The sequence below is a fragment of the Mycetohabitans sp. B3 genome, from assembly GCF_021498065.1.
Classification (GTDB): Bacteria; Pseudomonadota; Gammaproteobacteria; order Burkholderiales; family Burkholderiaceae; genus Mycetohabitans.
This window is the reverse complement of sequence record NZ_JAHLKN010000035.1, coordinates 85,675-109,736: the sequence shown is the minus strand read 5'-3', so window position 1 is coordinate 109,736 and position 24,062 is coordinate 85,675. Positions and strand designations below refer to the sequence as shown.

Here is a 24,062-nt window from a genome sequence, read left to right as displayed (position 1 = left end):
TATTCTCTTTCATTATTGTGCCCCAAACATCGCTTGCATGGATCGAAGGACGGGGTACTGCACTTGCTCTCAGCGAATCGTCATGCCTCCTTTCGCTGCCTGCCCCTTCGTCCGGACGGGAGGGAATTTCTCATAAGTTCAATAAAATTTCAAGCTTTTTGAACTGCGACATTTGTCTCATCGTGTCATCACGCTATTGATACACCCGCTTACGTCGTCCAGATGCAGTGCACGATTGACCGCCTCCAGACTCTTGAACAACTCGCACCGCCGATGCATCACCGGCTTGACCGGTACATAGCGCAAACGTGATGGCCGCTCGAGCATCTCAGCAACTTACAATCCGAATGGTTCGTCCGTCCGCGGATTTTCGATGAATCCAAGTCTGCTTTACAACGCAGTTCTAAATAATTGAGCACATTCCGATGAACTATGTCGACGTATAACTTCGCAGGTACATCCTGCGGGTCTTGCCCTTGCGAGGGCAACGCATCTGTACCAGCGTCTCGCACACATGTAACGCACTCTGCTGCTGGTTTTTTGGTAAAGCGTGTCGATCAGCCGCTGTCGCTGCACACCACTGTACCGACCCCAGGCGCCATGTCATGGGGCACAGCGGTCCTCCAGTGCGAATAGTTTGCCGGACTCGGTGCGCACCAGCACGATCGGATCGCCGGCAAACTGCACGCCGAGCGCCTTGCCCCGCTTGACCTCGTGGGACCAGGCCAACGGATACCAGTGGTCCGGGTGAATCGGCACACGGCGCAGATCGCACGCCGAGGCGCTGGCGGGTAGGTCAATGGCGCTACTGTCCGGCAAAGGCAATGCATGCATGCGTGACGCCTCCTTACGTAAAGGCACTTCGACAGTCGCCGCCACAGCCGCCTAGCCGGCGAACGGGCGGATCTGGCGCAGTCTACGCGAAGTCCGGCCGAAATCCCGCCTTGGCGCTCCTCTGTCGCGACGCCCGGTGTGGTCGCCTGCTACCGATGCAACTCGACACGTCGCAAGCACGATTGCAGGACTTCTCCACCCGGCAAGCGAAACCCACTGGATCGCCACGTGCACCGTAGCTCATGCCGACCAACCGGGCGAAGCGAACAGCACCTTGACCATCATGCCAAGCGCAACCAACCCAGCCACCACCGCAAAAACCTGTTGCAGGCGGGGTCCACTCAACCGCGCGGCGATTCGGCATCCACCGAGCATGCCGGCGACAGCACCGGCGGCGAACGGCAAGCCCACTGGCCAGTCCATCCGTCCAGCCAGCGCACTAGCGGCGATGCCAGCCGTCGAGACCAACGCAACCACCGCCAACGACGTTGCGACGATCGCCTGCATTGGCGCGTTCGTCGCTCGCCTGAGCGCCGGCACGATCACGAAGCCGCCCCCCACTCCAAGCAAGCCGGACAGAAATCCGGCACCGGCACCCAACGCGATCAACGCACGCGCGCAGGAGGCGGTCCAAACGAAGTGCTCGCTCGCGTGGTCCAGTTGACGAGGCGGTGACATGCTCATGCGCGTCGCACATCGATCCGAATGGCTGGCACACGCATGACCCTGCAGAAGCATGCGCCACGATACCCACGCCAACACGCACGCGAAGACGAGCGCCAACGGCCCGTTCGGTAGCCAGCGCGCGGCCCACAGGCCGATCGGCGACCCAACCATGCCGCTTACCGCCATCAGCGCGGCCGCCCGGTAGCGGACAATCCCACTGCGCAAGCCAATTGCCGCGCCGACCGCTGCCGACATGCCCACCGCAAGCAGTGCTACCGGCCCAGCCCGCGCAACGCTCAGATCCAGCGCAAATAACAGCAGCGGTACCGCAAGAATCGCACCGCCTGCACCGGTCAATGCCAACACCAGGCCAACCGCAACGCCAAGGATCGCAGTACTTTCGATCATTTTTACGCGCTCCTGATTGTCGTTGGGATGTCGCCGAGCCGCACGACCCAACACGCGGCGCGAGCCGGAATACCACGCCACCCATTAACGCCCACGGATACCACCATTGCGCAGCCTCGAGATGAACGGCGCGGCGCGTCCTGGCTAAGCGCCACCCTGCTCGAGTTTGCGTAACCGTATGATCGAAGTGAAGCACCAGCATCGGCGTTCGCTTTCGATGCGTTGCGCATCCGGTAATGCACCCCCAGTGCGTCGCACCGCGCCGTCCAGGATGCGGCTTTTTGCCAAAACGCGGCTAACACGCGCACCAGCGCCCGGCAGACGGAACGCCAATACATGGCCCAGCGCGCCTGGCGCACAATCCAGCACGAGCCGTTGCCCAGGGACGCAGCGGGGCGCCATTGCACGTGCCAGCGCCAATGGCAACCGATGTGATCAGGACAGCCGCCACCGTGGCGGTCGCCTCGTGCGTCCGAGATCGACGCATCGACCGACAAGCTCGTGGCGATCGTGTTGGCGTTGCAACGATACGACCGATGGCCACATCCAGCTTTGGCATTGACGTGCTGGCCGAACGTTTGGCGCATCCTGCCAGTACCCGGAACACGTGCACCACTCGTTCGAAAAACCATGTCGCGCTGGGATATTGCTATGGAAGCAACGACCAAGCACTCAGGTATTACGCCGGTTTGTCTCCTGTAACCAGCTTTATTCGCAAAAAGCGATGGCGTCATTCGGAGCCTTTCTATTAATCTCGGCATGCCGCCACTCGGCAGTGTAATGCCGCTGTGGCCTGCGCCGCCCGCCGATGCATCGACCACGTCGATAGCATCGAACCGCCAGGTGATCGTAGCCAAGCACGAGCCCCATTGGCATTGAGCCAACAATCGTACGCGAAGCCGGAATGCAGCGTGACGCACTGACGCAGTAGTCGGGTCAGCTGATACTATGTAATAGACAATGCACGAGGCGACGCTACGCGTCGGCGAACTCCGACAGCGTTTTGTCGGATCACGGACGTTTTGCCCGCTTAACAGGCGCGGTAACGGACCGTTTCAGGCCATGCACAGCGGCCAATTCAATTCTCTACCATTCGGCTTACGGAGTATGTGGCACGTTTCCCGCACAAGGTCGTAACGCTATCGTGATATGAAAAACTACCATGATAAGTGGCGAATCCACCCATAGGCTGCCCTTCACAGCAGCCAGCGGCGGCTGCGCTTACCATACGTTATCCGCCAAAAATATAATCGCCTCCGCTGACCCCACCGATACTGCTCGCGCTTTCGAATAGGCTGCTACATAGTGGTGCTTGCCTAGTTGTCCTTGTCCCATCCGGACTTGCCGATGCGTGCAACGTGCAATACCGGTCACTCTGCGAAGGCTATGCATGATCTCCCGATCGGTGTTCAACGTGGCCAACTTGCTGGCGCTCGCAGCACTTTGGAGTACGTCGTTTCTTTTTGTGCGCATCGGCGTTGCGGAGTTCGGCGTCGTGCCGATGGTAGCGTTGCGTGTGTCGATCGGCGCCACTTTCTTAATCGCGCTGTTGATCACGCGAAAAGGCGTGGAGGGAAAATGGCGTGATTCGCAACGCAAGCTGTGGCCGTTGTTCGTGCTCGGCGTACTGAACGCTGCGATGCCGTTTTGCCTGTTTGCGTATGCCGTGCCTGCCCTGTCAGTGAGCCTGGCCTCCGTGATCAACGCGACTGCACCGCTGTGGGGCACGCTGGTAGCGTTCCTGTGGCTCGGGGACCGGCCCAGCATCATGCGGGTTTCAGGCATCGCGCTCTGTTTCGCCGGCGTGACGCTGCTGGTCGGAAATCAGATCAGTGCAACGAGCGGCATAGCAGGCGCGGCGCCGTGTGCGCAGGCCACTGCACTGGCCGCCGCCGCGGGACTCACCGCCACAGCGCTGCTGGGTATCGCGGCTAGCTATACGAAGCGCTATTTGTCCGACATCGACCCATTGGTGATCGCGGCCGGCAGCCTCGTCGGCGCATCGATCGTACTACTACCGCTCGCCGCATGGGCATGGCCAGCGACACCGATTTCGATGCAGGCGTGGCTCGCGGCGCTGGCGCTCGGCGTGGCGTGCACCGGCGTTGCCTATGTGCTGTACTTTCGCCTGCTCACCGCCGGTGGGCCGACTCACGCGATGACCGCCACATTCGTGATTCCGGTGTTCGGCATCCTTTGGGATTCGCTATTCCTTTCGTTATCCATATCAATAAAGATGATGGAAGGCTGCGCCATTGTGCTGATCGGTACCGTCTTCGCCACGGGCTTAATCGAGCGACTGCGCTCGCAGCCATCATAGCGACGTGTAACGCGTTGTGGCCACACGGCTTATTCGGCCGGCGCAGAGCGCGCTAATCAGCGCCGGCATCGATCAAGCCATAAAGCGTAACAGCACTCCATGCGTTTGGCGCCGAAGCGGTCGATCCCGCCACCAGCGTGGCGATGGGAATCTTTTCCCAGCCGAAGCGCCTGCTTGTCAAGAATGAGCAACGACGCAAATATAAGAACGCTCAAGCGAGCAGCGCGTCATCGTAGCGTATCGTATTTTCACGGCCATGGACGTGCGAGGCGGCGCGACCCGGCAGCGGGATTGACGAGGGGCGATCGTCGGCGGCGGGCGGATGCGCCGGCCAGCCGCGTTCTTGCCGGACAGCTTGCGCGCTAGAACAGGCCGGACTGTCGCATTTGCGCGAGAAAAGCTTGCACGGCGGCCGAATAGCGACGGCCGCGCCGCACGAATAGCTGAGCCTTGGCACGCTCGAGCACGACGTTGGTCGTGCGCTGTGCAACGAGCACACCAGCGGCCAATTCGTGCTCCACCGGATAGACTGACAAGAATGCCACGCCCAGCCCCACGCCAACGTAGTGCGTCAGCGCATCGATCGAGTTTGCCGAAAATACGGCATTGAACCGGATTCCCTCCGCCACCTCGGCTTGGCGCGTCAGCGCGCGCAGGCCGGTGCCCACTGGGGCAAGCGCCAGCAGGTATTGGGCTACAGCCTCCAACGACACCCGGGCAGCCGGCCCCGCCAAAGGATGCGTCGCCGCCATGATCGCGCAAAGCGGCTGCGGCCGTTCGTGCACGATGCGCACCGCCGGATGGGCGGGCGGACACAGCGTCCAGCCAAGATGCGCCCGGTCCTCAACCACGTGGGCAACCGCCTCTTCCGCCCCGACCCTCTGCATCTGCACGTTGACGCCTGGATACCGGGCGCAGAATGCCACCATCACCTTGGACATCAATTCGCGCACAAAGCCCTCGCCGGTTACGATCGTCAGCTCTCCCCGCTCCAATCCGCGTAGCTCGTCCAGGCGCAGCCGCAGTGTTTCCTCCACCAGGCGCCGCTCCTCGTATGCCTGCAACACTAGGCGCCCCGCATCGGTCGGCGCGACGCCGCGCCCACGCCGCTCGATCAGCGTGACATTCAGCTCTTTCTCAAGCAATTGGATTTGCCGGCTGATGACCGATGCTTCCATGCCCAGCCGTTCAGCGGCGGCACGCATCGAACCGGCCATGAGCGCCGCATGGAGGTAGTGGAGCCGTCGCTCGCTCAGACTCACCATTGGCCTCAGGACACTGCGGCACGGGCCTACCGCGCCATCGCCAGCCGTGCATTGACCTTGATTGGCGGGGCATTGTCGTCGAATGGTGGCTGCGGCTCAAACTGCTCGATCACACCAGGCTCAAATATCAGACAGTACGTAGAGCCGCCGTACTGGAAATAGCCGATCTCGTCGCCCTTGTCCACATGCTGCCCAGGCAACGCCACGATATTACATGACGAGACCTCGGCCATTCCGACGAACACGCACGCGACTTGCCCGAGCGCACAATCATCACAATCAATCACGATCACCGCCCGCGCGGCGATCGCGGTGGTGTAGCCCTGGGAGGCATTCAGCCCGCTCGGGTTGACGCCCTCGGCCTCGAGATCGGAGTAATAGCTGCCATCGACCCAGTACGCCTTCGATACCGTACCACTGACCGGTGCATGCCAACGATGATAGTTGTATGCGCTCAAGTATGCCTGGTACACGGATCCGCCGACGAACCGCTTGGCCAATTCGCGCTCGCCCGTCGTTAGAATTTCCTGCAACGAATAGGGCTGCTCTTTGATCCAGAAGCGATCATGAAGCTGGACGTCCGAGCGGATGTTGTATGGCGACGCCTCGCAGGCACTGACGATGACCTTGGAGTCGTGCGGCGCGTCGACAGGCCGCGCGCCAGGCTTAAACTGACGTGTAAAGAAACTATTCCAGGATGTGAAGCCCCAATAAGGTTGCTTAGGATGGCAGATGAATTCCATCATGCCAATTTTTTTTATCGCTTTGTCGCAGAACCAGCCGTCCGGCGATTGGGTGTTCAGGTGCGTTCGGGAGTACGGACCGCTCAGGAACCCGCACCAATGATTCAATACTCGTTTGAGTTGCGCGTTGAGCGCCGGGTCACGAAAAAATGCATAGCCGGACGGCATACACATCGGCCAGTCGAGCAACGCATTGAGAGGGCAGATGATCAGGCTCGACTCGCTAAAGGGCGGTGCATACGTCATCAGATAGTCGATCAAGGACATCAGCTCGTCGATCGTCGCGTAACCCAGTTGGTAACCCGCGCCACGCGCATCATCGATGGCCCGTTCGAGGTTCATGCGTAATACGGCATCATTGCTCACCAACGCAGCCAGTTCCTGAACCACGCTGGTACGCAAGTCGGGGCGTGCTTTTGCGCGCGCCGCCAATTCCAGCCGATACTGCGCCAGCGCGTCTTCCCGGTTGGGAAGCCAGCCACCGAGCCGCCGCTTTTCGCGTGTGCGTGCGCCCATTTCAGATGCCATTGCTCTCTCCGTCTGTCGATAGGGTAAGGAATAGCGTGAACGCACCGACTTCAGCAAGTTGCTTGCCCGAGAATAGCGTCATATCGCGCTGCGACTGCGCTGGCAGCCAACGGGCGACCGCTACGCCGACTTGCGGCACGCCGCAAGCCGGCGGCCAAGCGCCAGCGCATCCAGCGGCTTTTGCAGCACGGGAACATCGTCGAGCAATGGGTCAACATCCGCGCATTGCCCGTACCCCGACATCAGGAACACATGAACATGCGGCTGGGTACGCCGCAGCGCTAATGCAAGCTGGTCGCCAGCCATGCCGGGCAACGTAAGATCACTCAGCAGGACATCATAGCGTTGCGCCGCGGCCCGCTTCAGCGCTTCCTCCGCGCTGCCGGCCGCACAGCACCGCAGCCCCATCACTTCGATCAAATCGCGCATCGCCTCACGCGAGGATGCGTCGTCTTCCACCAGAAGCACATGACATGGCAGCTGCCCTTCTTCGTCGCACGGCCCGGGAGCAGCGGACTGTGCTGCCACAAGTGATGGCAATGGGGACGGCGATAACGATTCGGCCGGTGGGATAGACGGCGATGGCGACTCGTCATTGCAATTCGACAGTGCCGACTGAGGAGGCATCGCCCGTCCCCCAGACTGCCCTTCGAGCGCGCTGCGCAGCTTATGCGCCAACTCATCACGCCGATACGGCTTGGCTAGCAACGTCACGCCCGGATCGAGCCGGCCATGATGGAAAATCTCGTCGCGCGTGTAACCCGATGTGAACACCACGGGCACCGACGGCATCCGTTGCGCGGCAAGGCGAGCAAGTTCGGGGCTCTTCACGTCCCCCGGCATCACGACATCGGTGAACAGCAGGTCGATGCGCGCGTCACCGAGCAGTATCGCCTTGGCCTCGTCGCCGGTCGACGCAGTCAACACCTGGTAGCCAAGCTGCGCAATCATGTCGACGGCGGTCAGACGCACGTCCGCATCGTCTTCGACGATAAGCACCGTCTCATTACCACGCGGCACGCCGCCCAACGTCGCGGGCGAGTCCGTGCATGGCGTCTCGAGCGAGCGCGGAAAAAACAACTCGACTGTCGTGCCGCGCCCGACCACGCTATCAATCTCCATGTGACCACCGCTTTGCTTGACAAAGCCGAATACCATGCTCAAGCCCAGCCCGGTTCCATGGCCTTCCGGCTTGGTCGTGTAGAATGGCTCGAAGGCATGCTCGAGCACCTCGGCGGACATGCCCACACCGGTATCCGAGACCGAAAAGCAGACGTACTCGCCCGGCCTGACTTCAGTGTCGCCACCACCGCCGTGACCATTGTCCGGCTTGCCGTCCAGCATCACGTTGCGTGCAGCGATCGTTAACGTGCCCTCGCCGCGCATCGCGTCACGAGCGTTGATGGCCAGATTCAGCAGCGCGTTCTCCAACTGATTGCGGTCGACCAACACATTCCATAAATCGTCCGGCACGATCGTATCAATATTGACCGTCTCGCCAAGCGAACGATGGATCATCTCGTCCATGCCTTCGAGCAACTGCCGCGGACAGACCACCGACGGCGACAAAGGCTGACGTCGCGCGAACGCGAGTAGGTGCGACGCCAGCCGGGCACCGCGCCGCACCGCCTCCGCCGCGGTTGCAATCCGGCGTTGCGCGACCGGGTGGTTAGCCAGTTCTGCCGACAACATTTGCAGGTTGCCGTTGATCACTTGCAAGACATTATTGAAGTCGTGGGCGACACCACCGGTGAGACTGCCCAGCGCCTCCATTTTTTGCGCCTGCCGCAGTTGCGCCTCCACCGCCGCCCGCGCGGAAACCGCGTCCTTGACCCGCTGCTCCAGGGTGGCCGTCAACTGCACTAATGCCGCTTCCGCGACCTTGCGCTCATGAATGTCGATCAGCACGCCGGGTAACCGGTGTGGCCCCCCATGCGCATCCAACTCCCACTGTCCGCTCGACTGCACCCAAAGGAATTCGCCGTTCGCGCGCGTGATCCGGTATTCGGCGCGAAACGGCGTTTGCGCACGCAGCGACGCAAGCATCTGTGCCTGCACTTGCGCGACGTCGTCAGGATCAACCTGCTGAATGGACAATAAATCGCCGATGCCGCGGACTTTCCGCTGCGAAACATCGCCGAAGGTGCGGGTAAAGCGTTCGTCGCCGCTAACCGTGCCGGAGCCAACGTCCCAGACCCACGTGCCAAGTACCGCGCCGGTATTAAGCGCGAGTTGCAGCCGTTCGTTGGCTAACCGCAGCGCGACCTCCGCGCGTTGCCGCGACTGTTCCGTCAACACGCGCTCGGTTGTCTCCACGACTACCGCGATAACACCCGCAGGCACGTCATCGTCGCCGGCGACTGGACTGTAATACAAGTCCATCCAGACGTCCTCCGGCTTGCCGTCGCGCAGCAGCACAAGCTCCTTGTCGCGATACGTCAGCGTGCCGCCGGCAAGGCAAGTCTCCAGCACGCGGCGGTTGAACGCGGCCACTTCCGGCCAGCCTTGCTCGACCGGGCAGCCGAGCAAGTACGGATGCCGACCGCCGGCAAATACCGCATACGCATCGTTGTATAGCATATAGCCATCGGCACCCCACAGCACCACCATCGGCACTGGAGAAGCCAGCACCACTTGCATCACCGACACCAGGCTCTGCGGCCAACGCTCGATCGGGCCCAATTCGGTCATGGACCAGTCGAACGCCCGAATCCGCTGCGCCATTTCACCGTCGCCACCCACATGGCGCCGAGATTCGTCGAGCACGGACATGGCTCCCCCTGCAAATATCGCGCGGAAATTCCTTTACCCGGCCAATGCCGCCGCGACGGCCCGCAACCATCACGCAGACCGGTGAACATAGCGAACGCTAATCTAAACGCAAACCACGCGACACTTCAAGCGCCCTGCGCACCGGCTGTCTGCAGCCTCGCAAACAACATCACCAGGCCTTGAAAATCGCCTCGCAATGCGTCAACGGGTTCATCCTTCGACTTGAAATAATGATAGAACGTGCCCTTCGAATTAGCTGCCTCAATGACGATGTCATCGATCGTCGTCTTGTCGATGCCGTTCAGCACAAACAGCTTGGCACCGGCATCCATCCGTTCCTCGCGTCGCACGTCTGCGGGCTTGATCGTATGCCGCGCTTTCGACGGAACGCTGTTTTTTATCGATATGGCTATCAAATCGGTTATCGCAGACTATCTAGGAAAAAGTGAATTCTACCGCCTCCGGCTCGCATGCTCGCCCCCGCAACCGTGACGATGCACAACGGCGCCGATGTGCAGCCCGCACCACCTCACAGCGACCGAGCCACGACGCGCCCATCGATGAAGTAAGCCTTTAGTTTATAGGTTTGTTAATAGACTGACAGTCGACCTACAGCTACGATCGGCTCTACTACGGTCGGCTCTACTCGCTCGATAACCATAATGCATCGCATTCATCCTGCGACGTGACTTCACGTTAAGGCAACGCAAACCCCTTTGAGCGGATTGATCCGATTTTTCGCTAACCTATTTCTGCTGCTGACAGCAGCCTTGGGTGGCCGGATGGGGCGGTTGCATGGGCCGCCGGCCGGCTTCGCGTGGAAGAGTCTATTCTCGAAGCGAGAGGTGCGGGACCTATATCGGCCAGCCCGCGAGCGCCCGAATACCGCGGCGACCGCGTCACAGCGAAATCAAACCGCCGTCACGGACACCGCCTTGGTGACCAGATAGGCATCCATCGCCTCCGGCCCGCCCTCGGACCCATACCCTGAATCCTTGACGCCGCCAAACGGCATTTCAGGCCACGGCGTCGCAGGCTGATTAATCCAAAGCATGCCGACCTCGAGCTGCTGAGACAGCAAATGCACGTTGCGCACGGAATGCGTGAACGCATAGCCAGCAAGGCCATACGGCAACCGATTCGCTTCGGCGATCGCGTCCTCGAGCCGGTCGAAGCCGCGGACCGCGGCAACAGGCCCAAATGGCTCATGATTGAACACGTCCGCCTCCCGGGATACGTTCGTCAATACCGTCGGCGCAAAGAAATTGCCTGTGGAGCCCACCCGCTCGCCGCCGGTGGCCACCGTCGCGCCGGTGGCGCGCGCATTCTCGACGATCCGCATCATCGCCGCAAGACGACGCGCGTTCGCCAGCGGGCCGAGCGTGGTGCCTTCTGCAAGCCCGTCACCAAGTTTCAAACCCTGTGCGTGCTTGACCAGTGCCGCCTCGAATGCCTCTCGGATGCTGTTGTGTACCAGGAAGCGCGTCGGCGAAATACACACCTGCCCCGCGTTCCGGAACTTCGCCCCACCGGCTGCTTTGATCGCCAACGCGATGTCGGCGTCCTCAGCGACGATCACCGGCGCGTGGCCACCCAGCTCCATCGTCGCACGCTTCATGTGTGCGCCGGCCAACGCCGCGAGTTGCTTGCCGACTGGCGTCGAGCCGGTAAACGTCACCTTGCGGATTACCGGATGCGGAATCAGGTAGCTCGAGATTTCAGCGGGATCGCCGAACACGAGTCCGACGGCGCCGGCTGGCACGCCGGCATCAACGAACGCCTGCAGCAGCCCCGCCGGCGACGCCGGCGTTTCCTCCGGTGCCTTCACGAGGAACGAGCACCCGCATGCAAGCGCCGCACTGAGCTTGCGCACGACCTGGTTGACCGGAAAATTCCAAGGTGTAAAGGCGGCGACCGGTCCAATCGGCTCCTTCAGCACCGACTGCTGCACTGCAAGATTGCGCGACGGCACGATACGGCCATATACGCGCCGCCCTTCATCCGCGAACCATTCGATGATATCGGCTGCCGACAACACCTCGATCCGCGCTTCTGCAAACGGCTTGCCCTGCTCCTGTGTCATCAGCCGCGCGATTCCTTCGGCGCGCTCGCGCACCAGCGCCGCGGCTTTGCGCATTGTTGCCGCGCGCTCGTGGGCCGGTACCTTATGCCAAGTATCGAAGCCGCGCTGCGCAGCCGCCAACGCGCGATCCAGATCCGCGATGCCGGCGTGCGCAACACGGCCAATGACCTGGCCGGTCGCCGGATTGACCACGTCGAGCGTCTTGCCGCTCGCCGCATCGCACCACTGACCGTCAATGAGAAGTCGGGTGTCCGTATAGCTCGACGTAACCATGCTGCCTCATCCCTGAAAGTTAGAGTACGGTCATGCTGCTTGCCTTGCGATGCGACACAGCGAGGCGTTACTTGCCCACAGCATCGCCGCGCTGGCCTTCGCCTTGCTCCAGCTGCGGCAACGAGATTTCACCTTTGGCGCCGAGCACGCCGGTCTTCGCGTAGATTTGCAGCTTGTCGCGGGTATCGGCGATATCGAGATTGCGCATCGTCAACTGGCCGATGCGATCCAGCGGCGAGAACGTCGACTCACCCTTTTCCATTGTCAACCGCTCGGGTTGGTAGGTCAGGTGCGGCGACTGAGTGTTGACGATCGAATAATCGTTGCCGCGACGCAACTCGATCGTCACCTCGCCGGTAATCGCGCGCGCAACCCAGCGCTGTGACGCCTCGCGCAGCATGATTGCCTGCGGATCAAACCAGCGACCCTGGTACAACAGTCGTCCAAGACGGCGGCCGTTGTCACGATACTGGTCGATCGTATCCTCGTTGTGGATACCCGTGACCAGACGCTCATAGGCGATATACAGCAACGCCAGTCCTGGCGCTTCATAGATGCCGCGGCTCTTCGCCTCGATGATCCGGTTCTCGATTTGGTCGCTCACACCCAGTCCATGCCGTCCGCCGATGCGGTTCGCCTCGAGTAGCAGTTCGACACCGCTGTCAAATTCAACGCCGTTGATCGCCACCGGAAGACCCTGCTCGAACCGCACGGTTACGTCCTCCCGAGCAATTTGCACGTCGTCGCGCCACGACGCGACACCCATGATCGGCGCAACAATCCGCACGCTGCTATCCAACTGCTCCAGATCCTTCGCCTCGTGCGTGGCGCCGAGAATGTTCGAATCGGTCGAATACGCTTTATCAGCCGACATCCGATAATCGAAGCCTGCCTGGCGCATGAATTCAGACATCTCGGCCCGGCCACCAAGCTCGTCGATGAACGCCTGGTCCAGCCATGGCTTGTAGATGCGCAGGCCCGGATTGACGAGCAGCCCATAACGGTAAAAGCGCTCGATGTCATTACCTTTGAACGTGCTGCCATCGCCCCAGATGTTGACCCCATCCTCCTTCATCGCCGCCACCAGCATCGTGCCGGTCACCGCGCGGCCCAACGGCGTCGTGTTGAAGTAGGTAACGCCGGCGGTACTGATATGGAATGCGCCGCACTGCAGCGCGGCAAAGCCCTCTGCGACGAGCTGCGCGCGGCAATCAATCAACCTTGCGTTTTCGGCCCCATACTGCTTCGCGCGACGCGGGATGTCATCATAGTCGGCCTCGTCCGGCTGCCCCAGGTTAGCCGTGTACGCATACGGGACCGCCCCCTTGACGCGCATCCAGTGCAGCGCCGCGCTGGTGTCTAGGCCGCCGGAGAACGCAATGCCGACCTTTTGGCCGCGCGGAAGTTGTTGCAGGATAGTTGCCATAGCTGATTTGCGGAAATGTCGGATGAAAACGCTTGCAGACAGGGCGTTGCGCCCACAGAACATCAATTGTATTACCAAAAACGCAATGCAGACGGCGTCCGGGCCAAACGCCCCATCTCTTGCCAAGAGTTTACACGACGCCATGCGGAGCCCGCGCGCCATACAGGTACTTACCGCACGCTCTCAAGTATCGCGTTGCGCGCGGTAAATGTCTCGCGCGAGCGCGTCAACTTTTGATAACCCGCCATGATGCTGTTCAAAAACACATCGAACATTATGAATCAGACCAAAAATTACTTAATACTGCTTAAGCTATGTACTTGGTAACGTTTTTCCATTAGCCTTCATTTTGCGCCTGAGTGCTTTTAATTTTACCCATTGTGGCCAATCGCACGGCTAGCGCAATGACCGTCCAGGCGCCGCAATGCATTCACAGTGCAACGGCAAGTATCTGTACCAATGACGCCATCCGCATGCCTATTCAAACTTAAACTTAATAAAATTAACCATGGATTTTGATCCTAACCTTGCCTCTATCAACGCTCAGGTGGCTATGTGCGCAATGCAGAGCCAGCAAAACCATCATGCTGCTACAGCCGCACCACCTGTCTCATTACGTCAGGTGGCACCCGAGAACACATGTACGTTGAAAGAGCCGCTGATCTGTACAGCGGAAAATCAAGCCAAAGAACCAGCCAATGGCTCAACAATAGTTAGTAAAAACCGTCCGACAACCTACCGAGATCTGCCGCCCGAAATCATCCAGCAGGTAGCTGACTACCTACCCTTTTATCTTATCGGCGATTTATCGACCGTGGACAGGCGCACATACCACGTGCTGCGGGAACAGCGGCTACGCTATCTTTGCTATGCACGCGCCATACGCCTAGGAGAAAGAACTTTTAATTTAACATCAGTGCTTCAGTTGTTAGCCGAGATTGAACGCATCCGCGTAAACCCTGCGTTGCGCGCTGAGCCACTCAGAACGCTGGGGTGGCTAATATTAGACTTGCCCGATGCGCAAAAGCCAACGGCGTTCTCACTTATTTTTGAGGCTGCCGACCGCATGCCCCAAAAGCAACGCTTGCAGCTACAAAAAGCGATGATCAAACTTATAAGCGATTGTCCGGCCCCGCAGCGACTCAAAATGTATAATTTTGCATATGCAATGGCAGAACGACGAGGTAGAGAACAAGACAATACCTGGGCCGAGCTGGCATCGCTGCTAGAATGCCTGCCAATTGACCCCTCGCAGTTTGAAAGCGAATATCGGGTTTTCCTAAACCGGCTTCCTAATTTAGGCACGACCGGGCAAGCTGATTTGATTACAAAACTGGCGGAGCTCCTGCTGCGTTTGCACTGGAATGTCAATGAGACGAAAGCTGCCGAATATTATGGAATACTCCAACAATGGGCACAGCGCTTGCCGCCGTCGCACCAAGGTGCGCCGATTGGCGCATTGGCCGAGACAATATGGGTCGTTCCAGATTCTCAAAGGCCGGAGTACTTCTCCAATATGCGTCGCATGACGTTGTCATTGCCGAATCACCAATTGGGTAGCGCGTTGCGCAACCTGCCATGTGCGCTAAAGTATCTACCATCCGCTTTACATGCGTATGAATTTTCGCTGCTCGAAACCACCATTCAACGCGTGGAGCCTTCGCAGCGTAGTATGGCGGCGTTTGGGTTAATATTAAGTGCAGTGATGCTAAAAGACACCCTACCATTGAAACACATATGGCAACTCGCACTACGCCTACTTGACGGCGGCGATGAAACGGACGTTGTGGACGTGCTTGAAGCAGTGAAAGATATGTGTTTGATGCTAAGATTATCCTCCGAGCAAAAAAGAGATTTTAAAATTGAAATCATGGCTTTTATCGAGCGTAACAAACTTACTCAAAATACCCACACCTCTCTGCTTAGATACATTGCCGAGTAGCGTTGTCTTATACTATTTTTCCGACGACCGTCACCAGTGTCTAGCATACGCACGAATGCGGCCATCGGTTTCATCAGTTCTTATTATGGAAAAACTTAAATTATGAACTAGCTACAGTTAGGCGACCCTTTGCATTTCATGCAACACCCAATCAACCAAAAACTTAAACGTTAACGCTGTTATGCACACCAGCACCACTGTTTAATATACTCCTTATATTTTCTATACCCCTAAGTCTTTCAACAAACATTTTTATATCACTTCTAAATCTTAGCTCAACCCCTTTATCCAAAACATATTGACCCATCAGCTCATCGACTTGCCTTCTGCAATGGCTTCCAATCAAAATATTCGCCAAATCAATATCAAAACCCTTAGTGTCCAACCAATAAGAAAAAACCTTTAATGACTTGATGTTGATATTATTATTCCCAAGACTAACCCCGTTATCCTTACAACAATTAAAAATAATATCGGAAGTTATTTTGTCTCGTGGACACAACAATTTATCGTAGTTCCCCATCAAAAGAGCTCTTTCTTTTCCGCGCAAAGCATTAATCGACCTCCTAAAGTCGCTTTTAAAGTTTTTTGATATGCTTTGATCAGCTTTAAAAAGAACCTCCAGCGCATTATTAAACTCCCTATCACCTTCCGACCTTACAACACTCAACGACTCGTCAAATCCAAATTCCCTTTTTATAAAATCCTTTACTTTTGACAACGTACCACGATATACCAGAGAATCCCGAAATTCATTAAGGATATCGGCATCTTTTTCTTTAGGCGACGACATTTGCAAGCGGAGACTAATGATATTACGCGCGTCACTAGCCAGAGTGGGCGCCGAAGAATTTTCCAAATTCAAACCATCATAGCCCGTCATTTTCGAAAATCGCTTCCCCCTCTCCCACTCAAGCAAATACTTAAATTTGCCAATAGCCCTATCAAGCTTAGATCTATATTTATAATTTATTTTTAAATCAGCATCGTTTTTAAACAAATCAAACGAAGTAGTAGGATTGTAAATATTTGTTCGATCTGTAACCGGCTGACTCCTCAAATAATCAGACAAACTGCCTCCATGCTTCACATTTAGCCAATGAGAAAAATAACGCAAAATGCCCGACAACCGTCCATCCTCGAATGGTTTATGCCTAAATTCCGGGCAAGCTTCCCCTAAAGAGGCAAAGCGGTCTTCTAAGTCGGACAGGATCAGCTCGTCCTCTCGTGACAAAATAAAATTCATTTCTGGCACGAAACGAGTATTCGCTACACCAACAACACCTGCAGCCGCGTTAAGACCAGCAAGATATTGCTGGATTGTCGCAGCATTAGAAACTACGCTGGTTCCGGCATGCTCGGCTGTTAGCGGTTGCTGCTGGTTGGACGCTGAAGGCGATCGAAGACGCCGGAACATGTTGCTAAGCGACGACACATTGACGGGTGGACGCTGTAAATACTGATCTTCAACCGTAGCCGGTTCATCACGTCGTGTTGGCCTCGATTGACCTCGAATGGGCGAGCCGCTGCGAGTTCGCACCCGTGTCCATACACTCGTATTATCCGAACGGGGATGGTTTTCAAAATCGAACAGATGCCGAATGTCATCATTCAACGCATCATCTAATTGCGCAAAGTTGACCGGCTCAGTTATAGAGAATTGCTGACGCCTACCTCGCCGAAGCGGGCTACTATTTGCCGGGATCGTCCTTGCCGGATCCGACGACCAAGTCATGACTGCCTCCTGACGAGCCCGACGTGACGAACGGACGCGTGGCTGTTTTTGACGCGATGTAGCGTCGGCGCCTGTTTGCGTTAAGCCGTCCGATTGTTGAAAATTTCTAGTACTGGAGGAATTTGCCAGGGTCCTTATTGTCGGGTCCGACGACCAGGTCATGATCGCCCCCTGAAGAACCCGGGGTGACGAATGAACGCGTGGCTGTCCTTGACGCGATATGGTGTCAGCGCCTGTTTGCGTTACACCGTCCGGTTGTTGAAAATTCGCAGCGTTGGAAGAATGAGCGTGAGAAAAAACGTTGAAGGGATTCATTAAAAAGCGAACAGCGTTGCGGCTGCGTTCTCCGGTGGACAAACCAGAGCATATTTTGCTAAACAACGCCTTTATGAGTACAGGTTACTACGAAACGGGTTCATGGCTAACGCACTATCTAGTGTTGCCGCCCTCAACAAAATAATCTAGTCATGCAAATCATATAGGTATCCATATAATAATATGGATACCTATATACTGGCAGCAAGCTTACACATACCTTGCATGTTTACCTTTACAAGTTAAACATGCTGACTACGCCGTTACATATCACGATGCAGGTGTGTTCAGACACGGCAACTAAACAGCAGGGCTCCGGGTGTGGTCAACGCCAAGCGCTCGTGCACGTCATTATGCGCATCGCTGCTGCGCTGGCGCAGCAGCGAATCTGCCCGGCCTTACTCCAAATTTGTCTTCCGGTCTTGGGTTGTTTCATGCGCTTCGACCGACTGGGCGTCCGGACATTCCATCTGCTGCGCGCCCACCGATGCGTGCGCCGATGGCGGCTGCGCCGACCTCTTGGCTATCCGCGCTTCGTTTGACAAGCATGCCGCGTCGGTCTTCGCCTTCGCGCATTGTCGTTTGGCACCGCCATGCGGATGCGAGCGCCGTGACGCCAGCCAGCGCGCGCGCGCTGCCTGCGGTGCTGAAACCTCACCGGCAGGATTACCTTGCAAATCGACACGCGCAGCATGTTCGACAAGGCAACTCCAGTAACGATTACCCTGACACCACGTCGCGATCGCCTCCTTGATCTGCGCTTCGGTCAGCCCAAGCTTTTTCGCATGCTGCATTGCATCAATATGAATACCGAGTTTGAGCGGCAGCTTCGGCTCGGGTTTTTTAGGAAAAGACTTGGGAAAATGCTTCTGCAAGCGCCAGATCGCTTCCACTACCGGATCGACCGGTTTATTGCTCTGTGCAACGGGCCGCTGCTGGCCGCCCTGCCCGGTTCGTGCCAGCTTTGCATGATAAGCCGCAGATTGTTGCTTGCTCTGCTGCTTGCCTTGTTCGGCATGCTGCGGCCCACCTCGTTCCGTACGCTGCTTCGCCTGCTCAGCACGTTGCTGTTTAGCCTGTGCAGCGAGTTGCTGCTTCAGCGCGGCAAGTTGCTCAAAACCCATGTTGCTTGTTATTTAAAAGGAGTCTGCCCATTGTAGCAGTTCGTCTCTGGACGCAAGAGACTGTCGTCGGTCATGAAGCCGCGTGCGGCGGCTACAGCGTACCCGAATTGACGCTAAATAAACCCTCGCTACGCTTAATCACCGTAGCACCACGCTATCGCGGCACAAGCATGCAGGTTTTACGCGGCCTTCTCCGACGCCTTGTAGCGCTCAAGCCAGTGTGCGTAGGGTGCGGGCAGCGTCCACGCTGGCCGCTCAACACCCAGTTGACGAGCGGCGTAATAGGGCCAATGTGGATCAGCCAGGTGCGCGCGACCGACCATCACGAGATCGAGTTGATCATTGGCAACCACCCGTTGAGCAAGCTCTGGCGTATCGATGCCCCAAGCCGACGCCACCGGCAATCGCACCTCGCGGCGTACCCGCTCCGCAATCGGTGCTAGAAACGCAGGTCCCCATGGAATACGCGCTTGCGGCGTCGAAAAACCGATTGTCACGCTCAACAAATCGAGCCCTCCTTGCTTAAAGCGCTTCGCAAGTTCAATCGACTCGGCAAGGGTTTGCTCATCGCGGCCGTCGTACTCGATTACGCCAAAGCGCGCGGTAAGCGGCAATCGCTCCGGCCATACAGCACGCACCGCTGCCAGCGTCTCTACCAGGAAACGGCCGCGGTTTTCGGCACTGCCTCCATACGCATCATCACGCTGGTTGGAATGCACCGAGAAAAAGCTCTGCGCCAAATAACCGTGTGCAAAGTGCAACTCGAGCCACTCAAAACCCGCGTCGAGCGCACGCTTCGCCGCTGCAGCATAGGCGTATTTCACACGCTCAATCTCGTCTAGCGTCATCGCGCGAGGCACCTTCGGCAGATGTGCACCGAATGGCACAGCCGATGGCGCAATCGTCTGCCAGCCACGCGGATCATCGTTTGCGATGTGATCATCGCCCTCCCATGGGCGATTCGCGCTTGCCTTGCGGCCAGCATGCGCGAGTTGGATACCCGGGATCGCGCCGGCTGCCTTGATCGCCGCCACCGACGGCTCGAATGCCGCGGCCTGCGCATCGGACCACAGACCCGCGCAACCTGGCGTAATACGCCCTTCGGGAGACACCGCGGTCGCTTCCGCAATCACCAAGCTCGCGCCCCCCCGAGCGATACCTGCCAGATGCACATGGTGCCAGTCGTTCACGACTCCTTCGTTGGCCATATACTGGCACATCGGCGGTACTGCAATGCGGTTGCGCAAGTTGACGTCTTTCAGCTTGAACGGTTCGAATAACGCAGACATGAAAACTCCTTGATTACGTTAGAAGTGCCGCACCAGGTACGGTATACGATAAAAAAACTAGCCCGATTAGACTGGTCGTCTACAAACTCACTCAAAAAAGCAATGTCCAGCACGCGTCGCCACGCCCGGCGCCGTCACTCTGCCGGCAAATGCAGCATGCGACGTGTCATTGTCATCGCCACGTCCAACGCAGTGCCATCGCGCCGAATCTTTTCCAGCAGCGTCGCGCCGAGCCACAACTCGTACAATGTTGCAGCAGTTGGCTGCGGATCAAGCTCCACCTTTAACGAGCCATCATCAATGCCCGCCGCAATGCAAGCTGCGAGCCGCTGCACGATCTGGTCGGTACCTCGCCTGAGTGCGTCACGCATCGCCTCGGATAAGTCGCAGACTTCGGCGCCAAGCTTGACTGCAAGACACCTGCCATACGGGTCATCGCTCACTTGCATCGCCTGCCAATCGGCCCAGTAGCGCATCAACCGCTCGGCAGCCGTTCCCAACGTGCGTTCAAAAAGATTATCAACGCGGTCGATATAGTGAATGAAATAAGCCTCCAGTAACGCCTCGCCAAATGCCTCTTTTGAATCAAAATAGTGGTAAAACGAGCCTTTTGGCACGCCAGCAGCCGCTAGAATCTCGTTCAGACCCACGCCCGAAAAGCCCTTACGAAGCATAATGGGCTTGGCCGTGTCGAGGATATGTTGCCGCACGTCGGCAGCGGTATTTGCACTCATAAACGTAATCGTAGCGTTTAGTAGACCAGTCGTCTAGAAAAGGCCACTTGACTCCATCCTTGCATCGGAGCCACGTTTGACGTGTAAGGTGGCCCTTCCAGCAAGCTGACAACTCGCGTGACAAAGCGCTGGCTTAATAGCAGTGCCAAGAGACTGGGCGTGCTCACGTTGCTGTCCCAGCTCCGCCGTGCGCGGCGCATCGGCGGCAACGAGCATGGCCCAGGCGGTTGCATTTCCAATTCGCACCGCGGCCGGCCCTGCAGCCACGGCGCATCATGGCTCAGCCGAGGTCAACCGGTATAAAGATTTGTGCGTTGTCGCGCTGCACCAGCAACGCAACGCTGCTACCGGCCCGCGAGAGGCTTGACGCGAGTTGGGCGGGCGTCGTGACCGGCTGGCCGTTCACCGCCAGGATGACGTCGCCAGGCTGCACGCCGGCAGCTGCTGCCGGGCCCGCCACATCCTGCACCAGTAGGCCGTGAGCTTGCACTGCGCGTTGCTCCTGCGGCGTCAATACGCGCACCGCAACACCGAGCCGTCCCTGCGTCGCGCCTTGCGCATCGTTGGACCCGACCTTGTCGTTTGCGAACGCGCCCAGTGTCACATTGACATCCTTCGTGCTCCTGTCCCGCCACACCTGCAGTTTTGCAGTCGTGCCCGGTTGCATCGCGGCGATCTGCGCGGGCAGTTCCGATGAGCTTAGCACCGGCGCGCCATTGACCTGCAAGATCACGTCGCCTGCCTTCAGCCCGGCCTTCGCAGCCGGTCCACCGGGCTCGACCGAACTGATCAGCGCACCCTGCGGCTGCTTTAGGCCAAACGAGTTTGCCAGCGCCTGGTTCACACCCTGCACCGACACACCCAACCGCCCACGACTGACGTGACCGGTCTTCACTAGCTGGTCTTTCACACGGATCGCCTCATCAATCGGGATCGCGAATGACAGGCCCTGGAAGCCACCGGTCTGAGAGTAAATCATCGAGTTGATCCCGATCACATCACCCTGCAGATTGAACAACGGCCCACCTGAATTGCCTGGATTCACCGGCACATCGGTTTGGATAAACTGCGTATAGTTTTCGTCCGGCAGCGCACGTGACTTCGCGCTGATGATGCCCGACGTCACGGTGTTGTCAAAACCATACGGCGAGCCGATCGCAACAACCCACTGACCAACTTTGCTTTGCTTTGGATCACCGATCTTCACCACCGGCAGGTTGCTCGCGTCGATCTTGAGCACCGCCACATCGGACTGCTTATCGCTGCCCACCACCTTCGCGCGGAACTCGCGCTTGTCGGTCAGTCGCACGGTCACCACGTTCGCACCGTCGATCACGTGCGCGTTTGTCAGGATATATCCGTCCTTGCTGACGATGAAGCCCGAACCCAGGCTGCTGCTCGGCACCTCCTGCTGCGGGCCGAGGTTGCCGCCGAACCCGTAGAAGCGGCGGAAGAACTGGAAGAACGGATCACTCGGGTCGATTGGCAACGGCAAGCCGCGCTGCGCGGCCTGCCGCACGATATGCTTTGCGCTGATGTTGACGACCGCCGGGCCGTACGTTTCAACCAACCCGGAGAAATCGGGTACGCCGGTCTTTGCGGCGGCTTCGGCCGGCATCATCGGAACGGCATGGGCCGACTGCACAGGCTCAATGTCCTTGCGTCCAGCGAAGTACCCGGCTGATAACGCGGCCGCCACCGCGACGGCAACGGCGCTACGCGACAGGACTTTGGTTTTCATCGATTGTGCTCCTTGTCGGAATGACTGCTATGATGCCTACCAGAATAGGAGCGGCCGCTTAAATCTGTCTTAAAATCGAGATCGTCAGGATCGCTGTGCAATGCCGTGTATCCTTCAGCAAAGCGAGCACAGCCTCGAGGCGGAACGCGAGGTGTATGAGCGGCGTGGTGCGTTTTCGAGACGACTTGAAAGCGTACGGGCTATTGGTCGCGGCAGAGCCGCTCGCCTCCGCCATGGCAGCGTGCGCGTGCAGACGCGCGATGGCCAGGCGCCGACTGGTTGACAAGCCTTTTGCGGAAACGAAAGGGATGACAGGCGGCGTTGGCCGTGAGTCACGCAGCCGGCGTTACTTGCCAAGCCGCGCGCGCAACGCCCGCGCCGTTTCCAGCAATCCCTCGTAACCCGAACGCGCGTGATCCGGCAGGTCCGGATCACCGACCAGCGCCCCCAGTGTCTCAATTAAGCTGTACAGGATGCCCTTGGCTGCGCCGGCTGCGATATGGCCCGACGAAAGCTGTGTGTTCACGTGATTGAGCGCGGCATCCAAATGGTCGACATCCGGCCGCTCGCCACGCGCGCCTGACGACGACTGCCCACCGGGGCTCGATTCTTCCCGCATTCCGTTCTCCTGTTCAAGGATCCGATTATCCATCCCGCCTATCGTCCCCTCTTGGAAAGACATTGGCGCGACGTCGGGACTCCGGCCTGACGCTTAGATCATAACGCTTATTCACGATATCATATTGGCTCGATACACAAAATACGGCAATGCGTCAGCGTTCAGGGGGTTCGAGCAAATTGCTTTTTCGCTCGTCGTGATGTTTGGGCGGATCTGTTTCGCCGTGGTCGTCTATGGGTAAGCCCTGGGACGCGGCACGCGGTGCGCGCGGTCATCGAGGCACGGCCCCGTCCGAGCCCAGTGCCTCGGACAAAAAATCGATGAAGGTGCGCACCTTCGACGTCATGTACTTGCGGCTCGTGTAGACCGCGTACACGCGCGGCGAGAACAGCGCATAGTCTGGCAGCAGCCTGAGCAGTGCGCCGTCGCGCAACTCAGTCACGACGATCCACTCCGGCAGGTACGCCAAACCCAGCCCCGCCTTGACACATTGCAGCGCCATCGACGTGTCGTTGGTCTTGAGCACCGCGCGGTTTCTAATGGTGAACCGCCCACGCGGCCCTGACAGCTCAACCCTGTCCAGGTTCGTATAGTTCGGCAGCACGATCCGGTGCGCCTCGATGTCGAGCGGCTCGCGAGGCATGCGATGCCGAGCCAGATAATCGGGTGTGCCCACTAGCAGGAACGGCACTTCGCACAATGGCCGCACGATCAACGACGGCGACGGCTCGGAGGTGGCGCGCAATGCCATGTCATAGCCTTCCTGCGTTAGGTCGACAAAGCGATTCTCCAGTCGCAGGTCGATCAACACATGGGGAAACCTGTGCTGGTAAGCCGCGACCAAGTCCGCGAATCGCCGCGTCGCGAACCAGCCCGGCGCCGAGACTTTCAGCACACCCTGCGGCTGGCTGCTCTGTGCGCCAAGCGCCGCTTCAGCGGCCTGCAGAATGTCCAGGGCCTCGCAGCATTGTTCGTAATATACGCTGCCTGCCTCGGTTAGGCTCATGTGACGCGTAGTGCGGTTCAACAACCGGACATGGAGTTCACGCTCGAGGCTGGCGATATGCTTGCTCGTCATCGCAGTCGAGATATTCAAGCGCTCGGCCGCCTTCACGAAGCTGCCCGCTTCAGCGACTTCACGAAACACCCGGATGCTGGTGAATCTGTCCACGCTGCCCTTCCTGTTGATAAGACCGACGCGCAGATGATAGCGGGTTCGGCGCAGCGCCGTCGCCGGCTAACCGA

The 24,062-nt window shown here is 58.4% G+C and carries 18 protein-coding genes and 1 pseudogene; 3 read left to right on the top strand and 16 right to left on the bottom strand.

The window, feature by feature from the left end; translation table 11 throughout:
- Positions 1–177 precede the first annotated feature (177 nt).
- The 3 genes and pseudogenes from KQH55_RS10550 to KQH55_RS10540 all read right to left on the bottom strand — a co-directional run bounded on the left by KQH55_RS10550 (position 178) and on the right by KQH55_RS10540 (position 1,908).
- A complete protein-coding gene (locus KQH55_RS10550; protein WP_235090818.1) occupies positions 178–327 on the bottom strand; it encodes a hypothetical protein in 150 nt (49 codons plus the stop codon).
- Between the two features lie 282 nt (positions 328–609).
- A pseudogene (locus KQH55_RS10545) lies at positions 610–834 on the bottom strand (Rieske 2Fe-2S domain-containing protein); the annotation flags it as partial.
- A 240-nt stretch (positions 835–1,074) separates the two neighbouring features.
- Entirely contained in the window at positions 1,075–1,908 is an 834-nt protein-coding gene (locus KQH55_RS10540; RefSeq protein ID WP_235090817.1) for a sulfite exporter TauE/SafE family protein, read from the bottom strand.
- Between the two features lie 419 nt (positions 1,909–2,327).
- Here KQH55_RS10540 and KQH55_RS16940 point away from each other — a divergent pair, with 419 nt between their 5' ends.
- Together KQH55_RS16940 and KQH55_RS10535 are read left to right on the top strand one after the other, a co-directional pair.
- Positions 2,328–2,660 carry a hypothetical protein gene (locus KQH55_RS16940; RefSeq protein WP_373566386.1) on the top strand — a complete coding sequence of 111 codons (333 nt, stop codon included), beginning with the start codon at positions 2,328–2,330 and terminating at the stop codon, positions 2,658–2,660.
- Between the two features lie 638 nt (positions 2,661–3,298).
- Complete coding sequence (locus KQH55_RS10535; RefSeq protein WP_235090816.1) at positions 3,299–4,228, top strand: DMT family transporter; 930 nt, start codon at positions 3,299–3,301, stop codon at positions 4,226–4,228.
- 362 nt (positions 4,229–4,590) lie between these two features.
- On the opposite strand, the gene KQH55_RS10530 is transcribed toward KQH55_RS10535, so the two are convergent.
- From KQH55_RS10530 to argG, 6 genes are all read right to left on the bottom strand, one after another.
- A complete protein-coding gene (locus KQH55_RS10530; protein WP_255763126.1) occupies positions 4,591–5,493 on the bottom strand; it encodes a LysR family transcriptional regulator in 903 nt (300 codons plus the stop codon).
- 26 nt (positions 5,494–5,519) lie between these two features.
- A complete protein-coding gene (locus KQH55_RS10525) occupies positions 5,520–6,764 on the bottom strand; it encodes a phosphatidylserine decarboxylase family protein (protein WP_235090811.1) in 1,245 nt (414 codons plus the stop codon).
- 120 nt (positions 6,765–6,884) lie between these two features.
- A complete protein-coding gene (locus tag KQH55_RS10520) occupies positions 6,885–9,536 on the bottom strand; it encodes a response regulator (protein ID WP_235090809.1) in 2,652 nt (883 codons plus the stop codon).
- A 125-nt stretch (positions 9,537–9,661) separates the two neighbouring features.
- Positions 9,662–9,868, bottom strand: a complete 207-nt coding sequence (locus KQH55_RS10515; RefSeq protein WP_235090808.1) for a helix-turn-helix domain-containing protein — start codon at positions 9,866–9,868, stop codon at positions 9,662–9,664.
- A gap of 578 nt (positions 9,869–10,446) precedes the next feature.
- A complete protein-coding gene (locus tag KQH55_RS10510; protein ID WP_235090807.1) occupies positions 10,447–11,892 on the bottom strand; it encodes an NAD-dependent succinate-semialdehyde dehydrogenase in 1,446 nt (481 codons plus the stop codon).
- 67 nt (positions 11,893–11,959) lie between these two features.
- Positions 11,960–13,318, bottom strand: a complete 1,359-nt coding sequence (argG, locus tag KQH55_RS10505; protein WP_076788213.1) for an argininosuccinate synthase — start codon at positions 13,316–13,318, stop codon at positions 11,960–11,962.
- A gap of 508 nt (positions 13,319–13,826) precedes the next feature.
- On the opposite strand from argG, the gene KQH55_RS10500 reads away from it, so the two are divergent.
- Complete coding sequence (locus KQH55_RS10500) at positions 13,827–15,260, top strand: F-box domain-containing protein (RefSeq protein ID WP_235090806.1); 1,434 nt, start codon at positions 13,827–13,829, stop codon at positions 15,258–15,260.
- A gap of 163 nt (positions 15,261–15,423) precedes the next feature.
- Here KQH55_RS10500 and KQH55_RS10495 read toward each other — a convergent pair whose 3' ends face one another.
- From KQH55_RS10495 to KQH55_RS10465, 7 genes are all read right to left on the bottom strand, one after another.
- Positions 15,424–16,995 (bottom strand): hypothetical protein, encoded by a 1,572-nt coding sequence (locus KQH55_RS10495; protein ID WP_235090805.1) that lies wholly within the window; start codon positions 16,993–16,995, stop codon positions 15,424–15,426.
- A 713-nt stretch (positions 16,996–17,708) separates the two neighbouring features.
- Positions 17,709–18,434, bottom strand: coding sequence for a ProQ/FinO family protein (locus tag KQH55_RS10490; protein ID WP_235090804.1), 726 nt, complete (start codon positions 18,432–18,434; stop codon positions 17,709–17,711).
- A 179-nt stretch (positions 18,435–18,613) separates the two neighbouring features.
- Positions 18,614–19,723 (bottom strand): NADH:flavin oxidoreductase/NADH oxidase, encoded by a 1,110-nt coding sequence (locus KQH55_RS10485; protein ID WP_235090803.1) that lies wholly within the window; start codon positions 19,721–19,723, stop codon positions 18,614–18,616.
- A 134-nt stretch (positions 19,724–19,857) separates the two neighbouring features.
- The gene (locus tag KQH55_RS10480; RefSeq protein WP_235090800.1) at positions 19,858–20,457 is read right to left on the bottom strand and encodes a TetR/AcrR family transcriptional regulator; all 600 of its coding nucleotides are present in this window, start codon (positions 20,455–20,457) and stop codon (positions 19,858–19,860) included.
- Positions 20,458–20,737: 280 nt separating this feature from the next.
- Positions 20,738–22,198, bottom strand: a complete 1,461-nt coding sequence (locus tag KQH55_RS10475) for a DegQ family serine endoprotease (RefSeq protein WP_076788221.1) — start codon at positions 22,196–22,198, stop codon at positions 20,738–20,740.
- A gap of 346 nt (positions 22,199–22,544) precedes the next feature.
- On the bottom strand, positions 22,545–22,817 hold the full coding sequence (locus KQH55_RS10470) for a hypothetical protein (protein ID WP_076794606.1): 273 nt from the start codon (positions 22,815–22,817) through the stop codon (positions 22,545–22,547).
- Between the two features lie 271 nt (positions 22,818–23,088).
- Positions 23,089–23,988: a LysR family transcriptional regulator gene (locus KQH55_RS10465; RefSeq protein ID WP_076794368.1), complete on the bottom strand. Its 900-nt coding sequence runs from the start codon at positions 23,986–23,988 to the stop codon at positions 23,089–23,091.
- Positions 23,989–24,062: the final 74 nt, after the last annotated feature.

Excerpts from the sequence above, each read along its gene's own strand:
- KQH55_RS10490 (WP_235090804.1), bottom strand. The coding sequence starts at position 18,434 with ATGGGTTTTGAGCAACTTGCCGCGCTGAAGCAGCAACTCGCTGCACAG.
- KQH55_RS10540 (WP_235090817.1), bottom strand. The coding sequence starts at position 1,908 with ATGATCGAAAGTACTGCGATCCTTGGCGTTGCGGTTGGCCTGGTGTTG.
- argG (WP_076788213.1), bottom strand. The coding sequence starts at position 13,318 with ATGGCAACTATCCTGCAACAACTTCCGCGCGGCCAAAAGGTCGGCATT.
- KQH55_RS10520 (WP_235090809.1), bottom strand. The coding sequence starts at position 9,536 with ATGTCCGTGCTCGACGAATCTCGGCGCCATGTGGGTGGCGACGGTGAA.
- KQH55_RS10495 (WP_235090805.1), bottom strand. The coding sequence starts at position 16,995 with ATGACTTGGTCGTCGGATCCGGCAAGGACGATCCCGGCAAATAGTAGC.
- KQH55_RS10500 (WP_235090806.1), top strand. The coding sequence starts at position 13,827 with ATGGATTTTGATCCTAACCTTGCCTCTATCAACGCTCAGGTGGCTATG.
- KQH55_RS10535 (WP_235090816.1), top strand. The coding sequence starts at position 3,299 with ATGATCTCCCGATCGGTGTTCAACGTGGCCAACTTGCTGGCGCTCGCA.
- KQH55_RS10510 (WP_235090807.1), bottom strand. The coding sequence starts at position 11,892 with ATGGTTACGTCGAGCTATACGGACACCCGACTTCTCATTGACGGTCAG.
- KQH55_RS10475 (WP_076788221.1), bottom strand. The coding sequence starts at position 22,198 with ATGAAAACCAAAGTCCTGTCGCGTAGCGCCGTTGCCGTCGCGGTGGCG.
- KQH55_RS10485 (WP_235090803.1), bottom strand. The coding sequence starts at position 19,723 with ATGTCTGCGTTATTCGAACCGTTCAAGCTGAAAGACGTCAACTTGCGC.
- KQH55_RS10550 (WP_235090818.1), bottom strand. The coding sequence starts at position 327 with ATGCTCGAGCGGCCATCACGTTTGCGCTATGTACCGGTCAAGCCGGTG.
- KQH55_RS16940 (WP_373566386.1), top strand. The coding sequence starts at position 2,328 with ATGGCAACCGATGTGATCAGGACAGCCGCCACCGTGGCGGTCGCCTCG.
- KQH55_RS10515 (WP_235090808.1), bottom strand. The coding sequence starts at position 9,868 with ATGGATGCCGGTGCCAAGCTGTTTGTGCTGAACGGCATCGACAAGACG.
- KQH55_RS10525 (WP_235090811.1), bottom strand. The coding sequence starts at position 6,764 with ATGGCATCTGAAATGGGCGCACGCACACGCGAAAAGCGGCGGCTCGGT.
- KQH55_RS10470 (WP_076794606.1), bottom strand. The coding sequence starts at position 22,817 with ATGCGGGAAGAATCGAGCCCCGGTGGGCAGTCGTCGTCAGGCGCGCGT.
- KQH55_RS10530 (WP_255763126.1), bottom strand. The coding sequence starts at position 5,493 with ATGGTGAGTCTGAGCGAGCGACGGCTCCACTACCTCCATGCGGCGCTC.
- KQH55_RS10480 (WP_235090800.1), bottom strand. The coding sequence starts at position 20,457 with ATGAGTGCAAATACCGCTGCCGACGTGCGGCAACATATCCTCGACACG.